Source organism: Vibrio frigidus, assembly GCF_042465995.1.
GTDB lineage: Bacteria > Pseudomonadota > Gammaproteobacteria > Enterobacterales > Vibrionaceae > Vibrio.
Genome location: NZ_JBCDMC010000002.1, coordinates 197,754 through 214,056, shown reverse-complemented (window position 1 = coordinate 214,056; position 16,303 = coordinate 197,754). Strand labels below are relative to the sequence as shown.

The window sequence follows — 16,303 nt, the reverse complement described above, 5'->3', positions numbered from 1 at the left end:
TCAGAATTTAGGGAATTCGATGTTTCGCTTTGAAAGTGGTATTAATGTCACGCCTCGGCTGCCATTACCCGGCCATTAAAATACTCGTTGGAGACAATATATTCTGCACTCCGAATTAGCTCGTCTTGAATGACGGCCCAGTGTTCTATTTCGTCGCTATCGGAGGTATGAGATACGCCAGGTATGACACAGCCTACGCGAATATTAAAAGGGGCTAGCTCTTTTGCCCAACTCTTTGTAAAGCCAGAAATCATATACGTCGCACTATCCTGTCCAATGTTAGATTGTCTAAGTGGGAAGGTAATCATGTTGATGATTAGGTTCTTTTTCTTGTTGAGTTGCATATGTTCTGCACCAGCTTGACCAAAACAAAATATAGGGGAGGCGAGTGACGTTAATTGCTCTGAAAATTTTTCCGTACTAACACCGTTAGTTAATGTGGGTAAAGGTAAGCTTGGCCAGTAGTTAATCAATACATCAATTGAGAGTTGAAGATCCTGTTTTATCGTCTCGAAAAGCTGTTTAATACTGTTTTCAGAATAGTCTTTAACAGGGTAGGTAAGGACGGTGGTCGACTTCTCTTTACAGCGAAAATGTATCTCATCCAGTTTCTGAGAGTCGGTATCGATCGCAATTACTTTTGCACCAGATGATGAAAAATGAACCGCTAGTGTGCTACCAAGCGGTGTGCCTGCCGACGTGATAAGAATAACCGAACCATTAATATCCATTGTTTCCCTCTAAATACTGCACTGCAAATTCAAGGTGTTATGGATTTAATAGTGGTTAATAATTAGCAAACAAGTTGTGAATAGCATCATGAAATGCAAATTCTCGTGCGACTAAATGTTCAGGCTTAGGCTTATCTCACACTGAACTAGCCTATTTGTGAAACGTAATTTTATGATCGGTGGTGCTGCATTTACTAATAAATGTGATTACACAGAGTAGTTTATCTGGCTTCTCATTTGATTAATAACAAGTTTTTGATAGAGATGATCGGTGAGGGTCGGTGCTGGGGTGCTCTTAAGTGCTCTTTTTGTGTGGAAAGACAGGTTTCGATAAACGTCTTCACCTAAGTCGTGTGTGTGCTCAGCCAAATAAGCTAACGAATCAGGATTCAACCCGTTTTGTAATCTGGCGCTCTGTAACCCACCTTGGTGAAATTGCTGCGATATCCGGGCCCCTTTGAGATAGCTTTCTTGATTCGAACGCAATTCAGCGCTCATAGGTACCTGCAGTTTGTCTCTTAACTCTGATTCTGAATTGGACGTTAGGTCGACAGGAGAGATAGATACCGTTTCGCGAATATCTTCGGAAAACATCGCGACTAAAAGGGCGAAGTCGGCTCGGCGATGCTGTTTAACAGCGGCACAGATATTGTCACCCACTTGCAGTTCATTGATAACTGCTAGGGTGACCGGTTCTGCTATGTCCGTTGTGGTTAACTGCATGTTAGCTCCTCGCTTGATGCCAATGTATCGGCATATGTGTGAGAAGCTTTAGTCTAAATCTCGATGATTTTATGGAATATTTTTGGAATTATTCAGATGACTTCTTAAATTGAGACAGCATAAACAGCGCCGCAGCGGAAACCACCACAGAGGGGCCGGCAGGTGTGTCGTAATGCCAAGAAAGCGCAATACCTAGCAATACAGAAACGCAACCAATCAAAGATGATAAGAAAACCATTTGCTCTGGTGTGCTAGAGAACTTCCTTGCGGTTGCAGAAGGTATGATAAGCAGGGAAGTAATAATCAATGCGCCAACAAACTTCATCCCTACGGCGATGACAGTGCCGATAAGTAACATCAATATCAGTCTCATAAGATCGACATTGGTGCCTTCAACAGCGGCAAGCTCTTCACTCACTGTTGTCGACAACAATGGTTGCCAAAAATAGTAAAGAATAACTGAAATGACGATGACGCCAAGGTAGATAAAATAGATGTCCGAAGGTGAAACCGAAAGCAGGTCGCCAAACAGGTAACTCATTAGATCTATTCGTACATCATCTAGAAAGCTGATAGAGACCAAACCTAAAGATAAAGCACTGTGTGCAAGGATACCAAGTAAGGTATCTGTCCCAACGAGTTGGCGCTTTTGTAAGGCGACTAAAATGAGTGCTATAGCTAGACAGCAAACAAGAAGTGCAAGGTAGATATTGATATCTAAAAGTACACCAAGCGCTAAGCCAAGCAGTGATGCATGGGCTAACGTGTCTCCAAAATACGCCATACGCCGCCACACAACAAAGGAGCCTAGTGGTCCAGCGATAATGGCGATACCTAATCCAGCAAAAATAGCGGGAAGTAAAAACTCAATCATGACGGTGAGCTACCTCATGGTTTTCAGAACAACAATCACCTTTCTCATTTGGATAGCCGGACAAATCGTGGTGTCCGCTATGAGAATGATGATAAAAAGCGAGGGATTCATCGTTTGGACGACCAAATAAGGCGACATAAGATGGGTGGGTACTGATTGTTTCGGGTTCACCAGAGCAGCAAACATGGTGATTGATACAGACAACTTTATCTGTTTTGGCCATAACTAAGTGTAGGTCATGCGAGATCATGAGTACCGCACATTGAAAACGGTGTCGTATGGTTTCTATCAGGTTGTATAACTCAATTTGTCCTTGGACGTCGACACCTTGGGCTGGTTCATCTAAAACCAAAAGTTCAGGCCTCAGTAACAGTGCTCTCGCAAGAAGAACCCGTTGGTTTTCGCCTCCAGATAACCGGTGCATGTCGTTTCGAGCCAAATGTTCTGCGCCGACAAGTTTGAGTGCAGTAATCCTTTCTTGCTTGCTATATTTTCCGGCTAGTTTAAGAAAACGGTCAACGTGTAGCGGTAAAGTGTCATTCAATTTGAGTTTTTGAGGGACGTAACCAATAGTGAGTTTCTTCTTCTTTTCTATCTGTCCTTTGTAAGGCTTTACCAATCCAAGAAGCGCTTTAATTAATGTCGATTTTCCGGCGCCATTCGGCCCGATAATGGTGGTTATCTCGTTGGTGTTTATCTCTAAACTAATGTTGTCTAACACATCACGGTCATCAAACTGAACACTAATATTTTTCATCCTGACAAGCGAGGTCATGAATAAATCTCATTTACAAAGCGACTTGTTATAATATAACATTCGGTCTGAAATTTAAACTAGATTACGTAGCGTATAAATGAATAAAATTATCAAGTCCTCTCTATTTTTGCTAACAGTGTTATCCCCGTTGAGTTATGCGACAACGATTATTACAAGCATTAAGCCGTTTCAGCTAATCGCATTAGAGATCACTCAAGGTATTACAGAACCAGACTCGCTAATCAGTTCGACAGCATCTCCGCACGATTATGCGATGAAGCCCTCTGATCTAAAGACGGTAAAACGCGCTGATCTCGTTATTTGGTTTGGGCCAGAGTTAGAACCGTTCTTAGAGAAAGTGTTGTTAGGGTCAGAGAACTCGCTTCAGCTATCTGAAAGTGATATCGCAATTGATGAGCATGACGATTCTGACGAAACATCCCACGAAGGACATGACCATGGACGTGTTGACCCACATATCTGGCTTGGTCCAACACTCGCCAAGCAAATAGCGAGCGTAATTACTTTGAAACTGTCGGAAATAGATCAGGAAAATGCCGTTCAGTATCAAGCTAATTACACTCAATTCGTTTCCAATTTGGATAAGAGTGTCACCAAGATAACAGCCGAACTTGCCCCGTATAAAAACAAAGGTTACTACGTATTTCATGACGCCTATGGATACTTCGAATCCTATTTTCAATTGAATAAAATTGGGTACTTTACGCTTTCTCCTGAAAGAAAGCCCGGTGCAAAAACCTTGATCCAGATCCGTAGTGCACTGAAAAATGGTGCCGCATCTTGTGTGTTCTCCGAACCCCAGTTTAAGCCAGCCACTGTTGAATCTGTCATACGCGGAAGCGATGTGTTTGTTGGTGTGCTCGACCCATTAGCCACCGATTTTGAACCAACGAGTGGCGCCTATTTTAGATTTATAGAAGGGTTAGCAAGTGCTTACAAAGAGTGCCTGTCTTATTAATATCTGTTATTTTCTCAAAGATAATCGACTGTCTTAAGCGGGACAAAGTGTCTGTGATTTGTTGGAATTCAGAGGTTTATCTAAATGATAATTATTTTTAATAAGGAAGTTGATATAGAACAATTTAAATGATGCGCTTACTTGATACTATACCTTAATAGAAATTATTATCATTTGAGCATATTTAAGGGCCAACCATGAAACTATCAGAATTGAAAGATGGTGAAAGCGCAAAAATTAGGGCGTTTTCAAATCTGACATTAGAGTTGCGAAAAAAACTGATGGTGATGGGCGTGCTTCCGAACACTGAGGTGAAAGTGATTCGCCGCGCACCAATGGGTGACCCTATTCAGGTTCGAGTTAGAGGAATGTCTCTAGCAGTACGTAAAAATATTGCTTCAGAAATTGATGTCGAGGCAATTTAATGCAAACTGAATATAAAATTCTCACTGTAGGTAACCCGAACAGCGGTAAAACAACGCTATTTAATGCTTTAACCGGTGCGAAGCAACAAGTAGGAAACTGGCCTGGTGTCACCGTCGAGAAGAAAACGGGCTTTCTATATCATTCGGGCAACAAGTTTAGCCTAACGGACCTACCCGGAATCTATGCTCTAGATAGTGGAAACGACGCGAATAGCATTGATGAGTCCATCGCTTCACGAGCGGTATTAACGCATCCAGCGGACCTTATCATTAACGTTGTAGATGCAAGTTGCTTAGAAAGAAGTTTGTATACAACACTGCAGTTAAGAGAGCTCGGTCGACCAATGATAGTCGTACTGAATAAGATGGATACGCTTGCCAGAGAACGGCAGGTTCTTGATGTTAAAGCACTTGAAAAGACCCTTGGCTGTCCAGTACTCACTCTTTCTGCAAACGACCAACAGCAAGTCAATAAATTTAAAGTAAAACTCCATAAAATTCTGCTTCAAGGTGTCGCGCTTTCTGTCCATAACCTCAACTACGGTGATGATTTAGAACAGGCTATCGCGACTTTAGCTCCAATTTGGAATGAAGAGACCGTGTCCAGTCGTGCGCTCGCAATACGAGCACTAGAGAATGACGCGTTGATACTAAATAGTCTCACGGAAGAAGATAGAGCCAAGGTTCGTCAAACGATATTGAATGTCGACATTGATATCGACCTTCAGGTCGCTGATACCAAATACTCTTTTATACATAATGAACTGAAACATATCCGCAAGTCCGAAGGGAAATTGAGCCGTAGCTTTACAGAAAAAGCGGATCTGTTTATTTTAAATAAATGGGTAGGGGTACCCTTTTTCTTTATTGTTATGTATCTGATGTTTATGTTCTCTATCAATATTGGTAGCGCATTTATCGACTTTTTTGATATCAGCGTCGGTGCGCTTCTGGTCGATGGTGGACACTATCTATTAGATGCTCATCTTCCTATTTGGCTTGTCACTTTGATTGCTGACGGTGTCGGTGGTGGTATTCAAACTGTGGCGACATTTATCCCTGTGATAGCCGCCTTGTATCTGTTTTTAGCGGTTCTTGAAAGTTCGGGTTATATGGCACGAGCGGCGTTTGTTTTAGATAAAGTAATGCAAAAAATCGGCTTACCAGGCAAAGCGTTTGTACCGCTAGTGCTTGGGTTTGGTTGCAACGTACCGTCGATTATGGCCACACGAACATTGGATCAAGAACGTGAACGTAAACTGGCCGCATCCATGGCTCCATTTATGTCCTGTGGCGCGCGCTTACCTGTGTACGCACTTTTTGCTGCGGCTTTCTTTCCAAACAGTGGTCAAAACGTCGTATTCGCTCTCTATATATTGGGAATACTTGCTGCAGTTGCTACTGGAATGCTATTAAAGAAAACACTCTACCCGGGCTCAAGTGATGCGTTGATCATGGAAATGCCCGATTATGAAATACCAACCGTGCAAAATGTACTCATAAAAACATGGCAGAAATTGAAGCGTTTTGTATTGGGCGCTGGCAAGACGATTGTTGTCGTGGTGACGATATTAAGTTTCTTTAATTCGTTGGGCACAGACGGCTCATTCGGCAATGAAGACAGTGACAAATCAGTATTATCTAAAGCCGCTCAAGTTATCACTCCAATTTTTGGTCCTATTGGTGTAAACGACGATAATTGGCCTGCAACGGTAGGTATTATTACCGGGATATTCGCTAAAGAAGCCGTCGTTGGTACCTTGAATAGTTTGTATTCTTCGTCGAATAACGACGAGGGCGCCGAGTTTGATCTGGCGGCCAGTATTGAAGACGCGGTAATGACTATTCCAGAAAACTTGATGGGGCTGAGTTTCAGTGACCCGATGGGTATAGAGGTTGGTGACCTTACCGATATTGCGACGGTTGCGGAAGAGCAAGAAGTTGATACGAGCATTTTTGGTAATCTTAAATCCAATTTTGTCACAGGGCATGCCGCATTTTCGTACCTAATTTTCATACTGCTCTATACACCTTGTGTTGCCGCAATGGGCGCGTATATGAAAGAGTTTGGTCGTAAGTATGCTGCATTTATTGCAAGCTGGACTATGTTGCTTGCCTATACTGGAGCGGCGCTTTATTACAACGTTATGCATTTCAGCGCGCAACCAGTAACGAGTGCCTCATGGGTTGTCGGTGTACTTGTTGTTTGGATTGGAACCTACTTCTTACTTAAGAAAGAAGGGCAGAAACAGATGACCTTAACCGAGGCAATGGCTTGATTCTTTCCGATCTTAAAGCATACATTTTTGAACAAGGCAGTGTTACGCGCACTGAATTAGCTAAGAAATTCGCCCTGAGTGAAGACGGTGTCGATGCGATGTTGGAGGTATGGGTTACAAAAGGTTCGCTATCGCGGATAGTGGATCTGGATAAAAGAGATAACGTCAGGCAAATAAGGTATAGGGCAGTCCATAGCAACGATATTCAAATGACGGTTATCTCGTAGTCATAATTTTTATATTTTCACTTATAAACACAAAGAGCCTACTGTTTTTGAAACACACGGCTCTTTAGTAATTCATCTGTTACCTTCTTAATCAATTCGCTTTGTTCATCATTGGCTCGATACCTACCTGCTGTATTTCCCCAGATTGGCCCTGGCCATGCGATATCAGATATAAAACGCGCTACATGATGAATATGCAGTTGAGGGAGCATATTGCCTAATGCACCCAGATTTAGCTTATCGGGTAAGAAAAGCGCTTCTAACATCTTCGAGATAATTTGGCTTTCAATCAAAAACTGATGTTGCTGATCCATTGATAACTGATGTAATTCTTTTACACCATCGACCTTCGGTACCAGAATTATCCACGGTACACTGTCGTCTTTATTAAGAAGAATGGTACATAAAGGGAATTCGCCAATCTTAAATGTGTCTTGTTCTAATTGAGGATGTAATGCAAAAGCCATCACGAAGATCTCTGTTGTGTCATGATGTCTATTTATAACATGTAATGAGAATGGTAATAAACAATAAGCGGTTAATTTGCAGCAAGATATATAAAAAAGCCCCGTATTGTACGGGGCTTTTCATATTGAAAATATTACATACGTTCTAGCGTATCTATACCAAGTAGTGACAAACCTTGCTTGATTGTTTTTGCGGTTAATGCCGCCAATTTCAGGCGACTCTGTTTAACTGATTCGTTTTCTGCCACCAGAATAGGGCAGGCTTCATAGAAGCTAGAGAATAGACCCGCTAACTCAAACAAGTAACTACACATGATGTGGGGCTGACCTTCACGCGCAACAGATTGAACAGCTTCTTCAAATTGAAGTAGTTTCGCGATGATCGCCTTCTCTTTCTCTTCAGTAATTACTATGTCACCAGTGATGCCATCCATTGAGATGCCTGCTTTCGCAAAAATAGATGCAGCACGAGTATAGGCATACTGCATGTATGGCGCAGTATTGCCTTCGAAAGCCAACATGTTATCCCAGTCAAAAATATAGTCGGTTGTACGATGCTTTGATAGGTCAGCATATTTTACAGCAGCCATTGAAACGGTAGCGGCAATCGCCTCTTTTTCAGCTTCATCTAATTCGGGGTTTTTGCTCTCAATAAGCTTCTGTGCTCTAACCTGTGCTTCGTCTAGTAGGTCAGCTAGGCGTACCGTACCGCCAGCACGTGTTTTAAATGGACGACCATCTTTACCTAGCATCATGCCAAAAGCGTGATGCTCTAGTGTGACTTCTTCGGGTACATAACCAGCTTTCCGAACGATTGTCCAAGCTTGCATTAGATGTTGATGCTGACGGGAATCGATGAAGTATAATACGCGGTCTGCTTTTAGCGTTTCGTAGCGGTATTTCGCACAGGCGATGTCAGTGGTTGTGTAAAGGAAACCACCATCACGCTTCTGGATGATGACACCCATCGGCTCGCCATCTTTATTTTTGTATTCGTCCAGAATAACAACCTGAGCACCGTCGTTTTCTACCGCTAGCCCTTTTTCTTTTAGATCAGCAACAATACCCGGTAGCATGTCGTTGTACATGCTTTCACCCATCACATCATCACGGGTAAGAGAAACACTCAAACGGTCATAATTTTGTTGGTTCTGAATCATCGTGACATCAACAAGTTTTTTCCACATCTCAGCGCAGTATTGATCCCCGCCTTGAAGTTTTACGACATAGCTACGAGCGAGCTTGGCAAACTCTTCGTCTTCATCGTACAGCTTTTTTGATTCACGGTAGAAAGTTTCAAGGTCAGATAGCTCCATTGATACTTCGCCAGATTCTTTTTGAATACGCTCTAGATTAGCGATAAGCATACCGAACTGAGTACCCCAATCACCAATATGGTTAGCACGCACTACGTTATGACCAAGAAACTCAAGGGTACGAACAACCGCATCCCCGATGATAGTTGAGCGTAAGTGCCCTACGTGCATCTCTTTTGCTACGTTTGGCGCGGAATAGTCCGCGACGATAGTTTTTTGTTCTTCTACTGCCACACCTAAACGGTCATCAGCGAGTGCTAACTCAGCTTGGTTCGCAAGGAATGCTTCACTTAGAAAAATATTGATGAAACCAGGACCGGCAATCTCTGTTTTGCTAGCGATGCCATCAAGATCAAGTACGTCCAATACTTTTTGAGCAAATTCTCTTGGGTTAATGCCTAATTTTTTCGCAACGCCCATTACACCATTTGCTTGGTAGTCACCAAATTGTGCTTTTGCAGATTGGCGTACAGCAGCAGGGCTGCCTTCAGGTGCGCCAGCGGCTACAAGAGCCAGAGATACTTTGTCATTAATAAGTGCTTGGATATTCACACGAGATTCCTTCAATTCTTAGAATTGTGTTGCTATGCGTTTTCGGCGTTCTTGCGTAAGCCAACATAGGACGCATACGGCATATTTGTTTATAAAAATGAGGGTAATAATAGCAAGTTAACCCCTTGGCTAACAGATAAAGAAAAACAAATTGTTATACTTTTTTTCGTTGTTATTGATAATATCGGGAACAAATTGACAAATAGAGTAACCCACTATGATTAACCGGTTGTTTGAATGCGAGTTAACACCTGAGCAAATGCTAAAAAACGTGTCACAGTTTTCAGATAAAATCACCAAATTGATGCAAGACATTGGGCTTGATTTGACAATGTATCAAGCTGATCACATTGCTCTTCGTATCAATGATTACCAGCTAACAGAGCAAGCTCATGAAGCGTGGTTAGAATTTGGTCGGGTGATTTCTTCTGCGCATATCAATGGTCGACCGATTATTGTGTTGGAACTCGAGCAACCTATCTCAGTACAAGGCTGGACGGTAGAATGCTTAGAATTACCTTATCCAGCAAAAGGTAAGCTCTATCCAGAGCAAGGATGGGAGCACATAGAGTTTGTTGTTCCATCTGAAGCAATGACGGCTGACGAATACTTAGAAGAGCTAAAGTTGCGCATTCCTAAATTGAACGAAACGTGGGGTAAAATGGCGCAGCTAGAAATAACGACTAAGATTTCTAGCCCTAAAGGAGAGGATGAGCGCTTAGCTAATCCGACCGTTGCGTTTAAAAGGGGTGGGGTATGTATAAAACTGCACCCACACACATTGAAACGTGTCGTTTTATCGGAAGCCTGAATCCATTCGGTTAGTATTAATGAGGGGCTTTGCCATTGGATAATACAGCGACATTAGTTAAAGAATGAGGCGAATAATTGACTCTAGATGTGAACTGAAGGTCCGTTCAGAGCGAGAGTCAATTAAAATTCAAGGTTACCCTTCAAGGCCTTCGCTTGCTTCTTTATTCTGAATTAATTCAATCATATAGTTGTCTGGGTCTCTAACGAAGGCGATTTGTGTTGTACCACCTTTAACGGGGCCCGGCTCACGTGTAACGTTGCCACCAGCGTTCTTAATTGCATCGCAAGTCGTATAGATGTCATCCACACCGATAGCGATATGACCAAAGGCATTGCCCATTTCGTATTCTGACGTACCCCAATTGTAGGTAAGTTCAATAACCGAACCCTGAGACTCATCACCAAAACCGACAAATGCTAGGGTATATTTATATTCTGAATTCTCATTTTTTCTAAGTAACTTCATGCCCATAACGTTGGTATAGAACTCGATAGAACGGTCTAAATCACCGACTCGTAACATGGTGTGTAACACGCGACCATTTGACATTGTACTTCTCCCTGTTTTTATATTTAGCAACCAGCTATGCTGAGGCTATTAATCGATATTTTAACTCGTTTATCATTACAATTCTGTTTTTGAGGCGTACTCACACAGATCTTCTATGATACAGCTGCCACAGCGTGGTTTTCTGGCGATGCACGTATAACGCCCATGCAAGATTAGCCAGTGGTGAACATCGAGTTTAAATTCAGTTGGAATGACCTTTAAAAGCTTTTGTTCTACGTTATCCACGGTTTTGCCCATCGCAAGCTTTGTTCGATTGGAAACTCGATAGATATGTGTATCGACAGCAATTGTCGGCCAACCAAATGCGGTATTTAACACTACATTGGCCGTCTTTCTACCCACACCAGGTAGAGCTTCTAAAGACTCTCTATTCTCTGGTACCACGCTGTTGTGTTCTTCAAGTAAAATACGGCAGGTCTTAATGACATTCTCTGCCTTAGAATTAAATAACCCAATGGTCTTGATGTACTCTTTTACACCATCAACACCTAAATCAAAGATGGCTTTCGGTGTGTTAGCGACTGGATAAAGCTTGTTAGTCGCTTTATTAACACTAACATCTGTCGCTTGAGCAGAGAGCAATACCGCAATCAGTAGTTCAAAAGGTGAATTCCAGTTTAACTCTGTTTGAGGGTTAGGGTTGTTGTCTCGTAATCTTTCAAGAATTACAATCCGTTTTGCGTTGTTCATCGTTTACCCCAAATTCAGGTTAGTTAGTGACTCTAACCCGTTCAATAACAGGTTTTTCTACTTTTGGTTTTCGAGCGGCGATGTGTGAATCAATCACGTTTTTGAATGCGATGATAAATCCGACACCGATAAATGCACCCGGTGGCAACATCGCTAACAAGAAGTTACTTTCAACGTGAAATATTTCAATTCGTAGCGAGGTTGCCCAATTGCCGAGCAATAAATCCGCACCATCAAATAAAGTACCATTTCCTATTACTTCGCGTATCGTGCCGAGTAAAACAAGCACGGATGTCATGCCAAACCCCATCCATAACCCATCTAGAGCAGCAGGTAGTGGTTCGTTTTTTGCAGCGTAAGCTTCAGCGCGACCGATAATTATACAGTTGGTCACTATGAGAGGAATGAAGATACCAAGTGATAAGTATAAGCCGTAGGCATAGGCATTCATGAGCAATTGCACACAGGTCACCAGTGCCGCAATGATCATAACAAAAACAGGAAGACGCACCTCTTTTGCTACATAATCACGTACTAGCGACACGATTAAATTGGAGCCAATAAGAACAAGAGTAGTAGCGATGCCCAATCCCAATGCGTTCGTTACCGTAGATGAGACGGCAAGCAAGGGGCAAAGGCCTAAAAGCTGAACCAAAACTGGATTGTTTTTCCATAAACCATTTTGCAGCAGTATTTTATGTTCACCCATTGTCTTCTCCACAATTTAGCGGTTGAGAATGTAAAGCGTCGCGGTTTTCATTGTAGAATATAACGCCTCGTTTTACTGCTTTTACGACGGCTCTGGGGGTAATAGTTGCGCCAGTGAATTGATCAAACTGACCGCCATCTTTCTTTACTTTCCAATTATCAAGGTTATCTTGTGTTACCTGTTTTCCTATGAAACCGTCGATCCAATTGGATATTCTCGTGTCAATTTTGTCACCTAACCCCGGTGTCTCTCTATGAGCAAGTACGCGTGTACCCGTTACTACACCCTGAGAATCGATGCCGACTATTAGCTTTATTTTCCCGTTATAGCCATCAGGTGCAATAACTTCTATTGCAACAGCACTTGGCCGTCCATTTTTTCTTGCGATGTAAGCGGGCAATGGATCGTCGCTACCGAGTTGCACCGACTGTACCAAAGTACAAGCCGAATAGAGTTCATTGTCATGCATCTGATGCGGTATCACTTCGTTAAGTATCGATTTTAGTTGGTCTCGCTCTTGCTGCAAGATGGTATTTTCAGTCAAGTAATGAGTAATCGCTACGAGACCTGTACAAGCGCAAGCAAAGATAGCTAATGTCGCGCCGTTTTTTTTAATCGCGGTTAACATATTTTTCCTTAGTGCCCATAGGTTCTTGGTTTTGTATAACGGTCAATAAAAGGAACCATCATGTTCGCAATAAGCACGGCGAAAGCAACGCCGTCCGGATACCCGCCCCAAGTTCTGATAACAAAGACTAAAGTTCCGATGAAAAACCCAAATAACAACCTTCCTTTGACGGTCGTTGAAGCGGTAACGGGATCCGTTGCAATGAAAAATGCGCCAAGCATTGTCGCGCCAGAAAAAAGATGCAGAAGGGGACTTGCTACCGTATTTGGGGAAAAGAGATAACTAACGCTGCTGACAAAAATAAGACCTAGCAAGAACCCCGCAGGGATATACCACTGAATGATGCGTTGTTTTACGAGCGCTATCCCACCCAATAAATAGGCCATGTTTACCCATTCCCATCCCGTTCCTGCAATGATGGAAAACGGAGGCAGAGACATAATTTCATTGGCAGGCATCGATGATCTTACGGCTGTTTTAAATGCATCAAGCGGCGTTGCCATTGTTATGCCATCTATACCTGCCCGGACTTGTTGTAGAGAAAAACCATCGTCGTCAAAACCAGTAAAGATCAACTTCCATGAATCGTACAAGTTAATATCAGAAGGGTTTAGAGAGTCAGGCGCTATCCAGCTTGTCATTTGCAAAGGAAATGAGATAAGTAGAACGACGTAGGCAATCATGGCTGGGTTAAAAGGATTTTGCCCAAGGCCACCGTACAGCTGTTTAGCAACAACAATGGCAAAAAACAACCCAATGACCATCATCCACCATGGCGAAAGGGGAGGAATGGCAACAGCTAATAGCCAAGCGGTAACAATAAAGCTGTAGTCACGTAATGCGCTAAACGGAGAACGTTTACGAAACAGCATGACGGCGCTTTCTAATAAAAAGGCGACAACGAATGCAATCAATAATTGAATTAACGTTCCCCAACCGAAGAAATAGGTTTGAGCCAATAAGCCGGGTATAGCTGCAATCGCAACCCACTTCATGAGATCTTGCGTGCTCTTACTGCGATGGGTGTGGGGTGAGCTGGCAATAAAAAAGGCCACTACTCTTTCTCCTTAACGTTTTGAACGGCAGCCTGTGCGGCCTTTTTTGCTTTAGCGCGCGCGATGGCAGCGGCCACGGCGGCCTTTTTCTTGTCCTCAACAGGGGGAGTCTCACTCTCTGCTGGTGACATTGTCGTTTCGTTACTTTCTGCCGCTTGAGTTTGAGCTACTTTCTTTGCTTTAGCGCGCGCAATGGCAGCGGCGACGGCGGCTTTTTTCTTGTCCTCAACAGGGGGAGTCTCACTCTCTGCTGGTGACGTTGTCGTTTGGTTACTTTCTACCGCTTCAGTTTGAGCTACTTTCTTTGCTTTAGCGCGAGCAATAGCAGCGGCAACGGCGGCTTTTTTCTTGTCCTCAACAGGGGGAGCCTCACTCTCTGCTGGTGACGTTGTCGTTTGGTTACTTTCTGCCGCTTCAGTTTGAGCTACTTTTTTTGCTTTAGCGCGAGCAATGGCAGCGGCGACGGCGGCTTTTTTCTTGTCCGCAACAGGGAGAGTCTCACTCTCTGCTGGTGACGTTGTCGTTTGGTTACTTTCTACCGCTTCAGTTTGAGCTACTTTCTTTGCTTTAGCGCGAGCAATAGCAGCGGCAACGGCGGCTTTTATCTTGTCCTCAACAGGGGGAGCCTCACTCTCTGCTGGTGACGTTGTCGTTTCGTTACTTTCTGCCGCTTCAGTTTGAGCTACTTTCTTTGCTTTAGCGCGAGCAATAGCGGCGGCAACCGCAGGGTTTTTATTGACAGTGTCTTCGGAAGGGCGGCTCTCGGCAGGTGGCTGAGCCGACAGGGTCGCGTCCTTTTCTGCTTTTCGTTCTCTGGCAAGGCGTTTACGCTCCTCGCGTAAGCTGACCATTTCTGAGTTATCTGGTGTATCAATGTTGGATTTCAACGCTTCGGCTTGTTTTGCTTTTGCCCGTGCTATTGCAGCGGCGACAGCCGGTTTAACTTCAGAGCTACTTTTCAAGGTTGATTTTTGTGCCTTAACACGAGCAATAGCAGCGGCAACAGCATCACCATCGTTATTATCCAACTTTTCCATTTCTTTGCGGCGATTTTTAGCGGCTTCTTTAAAGCGATTATCTCGTTGTTCTTTGTCTCTCTCAAGCCTTGCTTTACGTTCTTCAAATCGCAATTTGGCTCTTTCAGCCGATTCGGTTTCTTCTTTATGGATGCGAATTTCAGCCTTTGCCTGGCGATAATAATGAACCAGCGGTATTTCACTTGGACAGACATAGGCGCACGCACCACACTCTATACAGTCAGAAAGGTTTAACTCTTCACACTTATCAAAATCTTTATCTTTTGAATACCAAAAAAGTTGTTGTGGTAATAGAGACGCCGGGCAAACTTCAGCACACTGTCCGCATCGTATACAAGCTATTTCATTTTTTTCGGGTGCGATCTCTTTTTTTGTTGGTGCCAAAATACAGTTGGTTGTTTTGGTTATAGGTACCGCTGCAGAGGGCACAGTAAAGCCCATCATAGGGCCACCCATTATTATTCGAGGTGATTTTTTATCTTCTATATAACCATATTCGTCTAATAGAGCTTGGACGGGAGTACCTAATCGCACCCATATATTTTTAGGTTGGGCGAACGTGTTCCCCGTTAATGTTACGATTCGTTCAATTAGCGGCTCTCCATCGATCACCGCCTTTTTGATAGCATGAATGGTCCCGACATTTTGAACCAGCACACCAATATCAGCGGGGATCCCTTTTTTCGGAACCTCTTTATTAGTTAACAATTTTATTAGTTGTTTTTCACCGCCAGAAGGATACTTAGTCGGAATACCGCGTATTACCAAGTTTCTGTTTAGCGCGGCATGTTCTAGCGCTTTTATTGCTTCGGGTTTATTGTCCTCGACGGCAATAATAATTAAATCTGGCTTCAGAATGTGCTCAAGCACCTGAATGCCTTCAATAATCTCAGTCGCATTTTCTCGCATCAACATATCATCTGCGGTGATGTAGGGTTCACACTCTGCAGCATTGATAATAAGAATTTCGGTTTTAGCCACGCCAGATTGGATCTTATGACCAGTGGGAAAACCTGCACCACCCAACCCCGCAACGCCAGATTGTCGGATAACGTTTATAAGTTGTTCAGGTGATTCTGATTTAAAGTTGGTTAATGGATTTTTCTGTATCCATCTATCTTCGCCATCGGATCTTAATATAATACAGTTTTCTGTCAAACCAGAAGGGTGGGCCGTTTGTCTTGGCTCAATTGAAATGATTTCGCCTGATGTAGGTGCATGCACAGGTAACATAAAGCTGTCGGTAAACTTAGTCAGCGGTTGACCCTTTAACACTTTATCGCCCACCTTTACTGCGAGATCTCCGGGGCGGCCGATATGCTGTTTTATGGGTAATATAAATTCGTGTGCTAAACGTGCTTTATCAACAGGCGTCTGAGTAGATTGAGTTTTGTTTTCTGGTGGGTGAATGCCACCAGGAAAGTCCCAGATATCACCATGACGAATTCTTTCAACTAATGGCACCATATC

17 protein-coding genes are annotated in these 16,303 nt (G+C 43.2%); 5 read left to right on the top strand and 12 right to left on the bottom strand.

Annotated elements, in window-relative coordinates:
* Window positions 1-47 precede the first annotated feature (47 nt).
* The 4 genes from AACW90_RS04465 to znuC all read right to left on the bottom strand — a co-directional run bounded on the left by AACW90_RS04465 (window position 48) and on the right by znuC (window position 3,103).
* Window positions 48-731, bottom strand: coding sequence for an SDR family oxidoreductase (locus tag AACW90_RS04465; RefSeq protein ID WP_390231405.1), 684 nt, complete (start codon window positions 729-731; stop codon window positions 48-50).
* A 207-nt stretch (window positions 732-938) separates the two neighbouring features.
* A complete protein-coding gene (locus AACW90_RS04460; RefSeq protein WP_390231402.1) occupies window positions 939-1,454 on the bottom strand; it encodes a VC2046/SO_2500 family protein in 516 nt (171 codons plus the stop codon).
* An 88-nt stretch (window positions 1,455-1,542) separates the two neighbouring features.
* The gene (gene znuB, locus AACW90_RS04455) at window positions 1,543-2,328 is read right to left on the bottom strand and encodes a zinc ABC transporter permease subunit ZnuB (protein WP_390231399.1); all 786 of its coding nucleotides are present in this window, start codon (window positions 2,326-2,328) and stop codon (window positions 1,543-1,545) included.
* Window positions 2,321-3,103 (bottom strand): zinc ABC transporter ATP-binding protein ZnuC, encoded by a 783-nt coding sequence (znuC, locus tag AACW90_RS04450; RefSeq protein WP_390231396.1) that lies wholly within the window; start codon window positions 3,101-3,103, stop codon window positions 2,321-2,323. Before znuC ends, znuB begins: the two co-directional genes overlap by 8 nt.
* Before the next feature lie 91 nt (window positions 3,104-3,194).
* On the opposite strand from znuC, the gene AACW90_RS04445 reads away from it, so the two are divergent.
* The 4 genes from AACW90_RS04445 to AACW90_RS04430 all read left to right on the top strand — a co-directional run bounded on the left by AACW90_RS04445 (window position 3,195) and on the right by AACW90_RS04430 (window position 6,995).
* Complete coding sequence (locus tag AACW90_RS04445) at window positions 3,195-4,064, top strand: zinc ABC transporter substrate-binding protein (protein WP_390232062.1); 870 nt, start codon at window positions 3,195-3,197, stop codon at window positions 4,062-4,064.
* A 197-nt stretch (window positions 4,065-4,261) separates the two neighbouring features.
* Window positions 4,262-4,489, top strand: a complete 228-nt coding sequence (locus tag AACW90_RS04440) for a FeoA family protein (RefSeq protein ID WP_195703834.1) — start codon at window positions 4,262-4,264, stop codon at window positions 4,487-4,489.
* Window positions 4,489-6,768, top strand: a complete 2,280-nt coding sequence (feoB, locus tag AACW90_RS04435; RefSeq protein ID WP_390231392.1) for a Fe(2+) transporter permease subunit FeoB — start codon at window positions 4,489-4,491, stop codon at window positions 6,766-6,768. Before AACW90_RS04440 ends, feoB begins: the two co-directional genes overlap by 1 nt.
* Entirely contained in the window at window positions 6,765-6,995 is a 231-nt protein-coding gene (locus AACW90_RS04430; protein WP_195703832.1) for a FeoC-like transcriptional regulator, read from the top strand. Before feoB ends, AACW90_RS04430 begins: the two co-directional genes overlap by 4 nt.
* Before the next feature lie 38 nt (window positions 6,996-7,033).
* Here AACW90_RS04430 and AACW90_RS04425 read toward each other — a convergent pair whose 3' ends face one another.
* Both AACW90_RS04425 and argS read right to left on the bottom strand, forming a co-directional pair.
* Entirely contained in the window at window positions 7,034-7,462 is a 429-nt protein-coding gene (locus tag AACW90_RS04425) for an HIT domain-containing protein (RefSeq protein ID WP_390231389.1), read from the bottom strand.
* Window positions 7,463-7,596: 134 nt separating this feature from the next.
* Window positions 7,597-9,330, bottom strand: a complete 1,734-nt coding sequence (argS, locus tag AACW90_RS04420) for an arginine--tRNA ligase (RefSeq protein WP_390231386.1) — start codon at window positions 9,328-9,330, stop codon at window positions 7,597-7,599.
* Window positions 9,331-9,547: 217 nt separating this feature from the next.
* Here argS and AACW90_RS04415 point away from each other — a divergent pair, with 217 nt between their 5' ends.
* Window positions 9,548-10,141 carry a VOC family protein gene (locus AACW90_RS04415; RefSeq protein ID WP_390231383.1) on the top strand — a complete coding sequence of 198 codons (594 nt, stop codon included), beginning with the start codon at window positions 9,548-9,550 and terminating at the stop codon, window positions 10,139-10,141.
* Window positions 10,142-10,276: 135 nt separating this feature from the next.
* On the opposite strand, the gene gloA is transcribed toward AACW90_RS04415, so the two are convergent.
* The 6 genes from gloA to rsxC all read right to left on the bottom strand — a co-directional run bounded on the left by gloA (window position 10,277) and on the right by rsxC (window position 16,300).
* On the bottom strand, window positions 10,277-10,693 hold the full coding sequence (gene gloA / locus AACW90_RS04410) for a lactoylglutathione lyase (RefSeq protein ID WP_390231379.1): 417 nt from the start codon (window positions 10,691-10,693) through the stop codon (window positions 10,277-10,279).
* A 75-nt stretch (window positions 10,694-10,768) separates the two neighbouring features.
* Window positions 10,769-11,404, bottom strand: coding sequence for an endonuclease III (nth, locus tag AACW90_RS04405; RefSeq protein ID WP_390231376.1), 636 nt, complete (start codon window positions 11,402-11,404; stop codon window positions 10,769-10,771).
* A gap of 19 nt (window positions 11,405-11,423) precedes the next feature.
* Window positions 11,424-12,113, bottom strand: a complete 690-nt coding sequence (locus AACW90_RS04400; protein WP_390231373.1) for an electron transport complex subunit E — start codon at window positions 12,111-12,113, stop codon at window positions 11,424-11,426.
* Complete coding sequence (rsxG, locus tag AACW90_RS04395) at window positions 12,106-12,741, bottom strand: electron transport complex subunit RsxG (protein ID WP_390231370.1); 636 nt, start codon at window positions 12,739-12,741, stop codon at window positions 12,106-12,108. Before rsxG ends, AACW90_RS04400 begins: the two co-directional genes overlap by 8 nt.
* A gap of 8 nt (window positions 12,742-12,749) precedes the next feature.
* Window positions 12,750-13,796: an electron transport complex subunit RsxD gene (gene rsxD, locus AACW90_RS04390; protein WP_390231367.1), complete on the bottom strand. Its 1,047-nt coding sequence runs from the start codon at window positions 13,794-13,796 to the stop codon at window positions 12,750-12,752.
* A complete protein-coding gene (gene rsxC / locus AACW90_RS04385; RefSeq protein ID WP_390232059.1) occupies window positions 13,796-16,300 on the bottom strand; it encodes an electron transport complex subunit RsxC in 2,505 nt (834 codons plus the stop codon). The genes rsxD and rsxC overlap by 1 nt, the downstream gene beginning before the upstream one ends.
* Window positions 16,301-16,303: the final 3 nt, after the last annotated feature.

What these genes read in the sequence shown, in the direction of transcription:
- AACW90_RS04465 (WP_390231405.1), bottom strand. Translation starts at nt 731, where the DNA reads ATGGATATTAATGGTTCGGTTATTCTTATCACGTCGGCAGGCACACCG.
- AACW90_RS04460 (WP_390231402.1), bottom strand. Translation starts at nt 1,454, where the DNA reads ATGCAGTTAACCACAACGGACATAGCAGAACCGGTCACCCTAGCAGTT.
- znuB (WP_390231399.1), bottom strand. Translation starts at nt 2,328, where the DNA reads ATGATTGAGTTTTTACTTCCCGCTATTTTTGCTGGATTAGGTATCGCC.
- znuC (WP_390231396.1), bottom strand. Translation starts at nt 3,103, where the DNA reads ATGACCTCGCTTGTCAGGATGAAAAATATTAGTGTTCAGTTTGATGAC.
- AACW90_RS04440 (WP_195703834.1), top strand. Translation starts at nt 4,262, where the DNA reads ATGAAACTATCAGAATTGAAAGATGGTGAAAGCGCAAAAATTAGGGCG.
- feoB (WP_390231392.1), top strand. Translation starts at nt 4,489, where the DNA reads ATGCAAACTGAATATAAAATTCTCACTGTAGGTAACCCGAACAGCGGT.
- AACW90_RS04425 (WP_390231389.1), bottom strand. Translation starts at nt 7,462, where the DNA reads ATGGCTTTTGCATTACATCCTCAATTAGAACAAGACACATTTAAGATT.
- AACW90_RS04415 (WP_390231383.1), top strand. Translation starts at nt 9,548, where the DNA reads ATGATTAACCGGTTGTTTGAATGCGAGTTAACACCTGAGCAAATGCTA.
- gloA (WP_390231379.1), bottom strand. Translation starts at nt 10,693, where the DNA reads ATGTCAAATGGTCGCGTGTTACACACCATGTTACGAGTCGGTGATTTA.
- nth (WP_390231376.1), bottom strand. Translation starts at nt 11,404, where the DNA reads ATGAACAACGCAAAACGGATTGTAATTCTTGAAAGATTACGAGACAAC.
- AACW90_RS04400 (WP_390231373.1), bottom strand. Translation starts at nt 12,113, where the DNA reads ATGGGTGAACATAAAATACTGCTGCAAAATGGTTTATGGAAAAACAAT.
- rsxG (WP_390231370.1), bottom strand. Translation starts at nt 12,741, where the DNA reads ATGTTAACCGCGATTAAAAAAAACGGCGCGACATTAGCTATCTTTGCT.
- rsxC (WP_390232059.1), bottom strand. Translation starts at nt 16,300, where the DNA reads ATGGTGCCATTAGTTGAAAGAATTCGTCATGGTGATATCTGGGACTTT.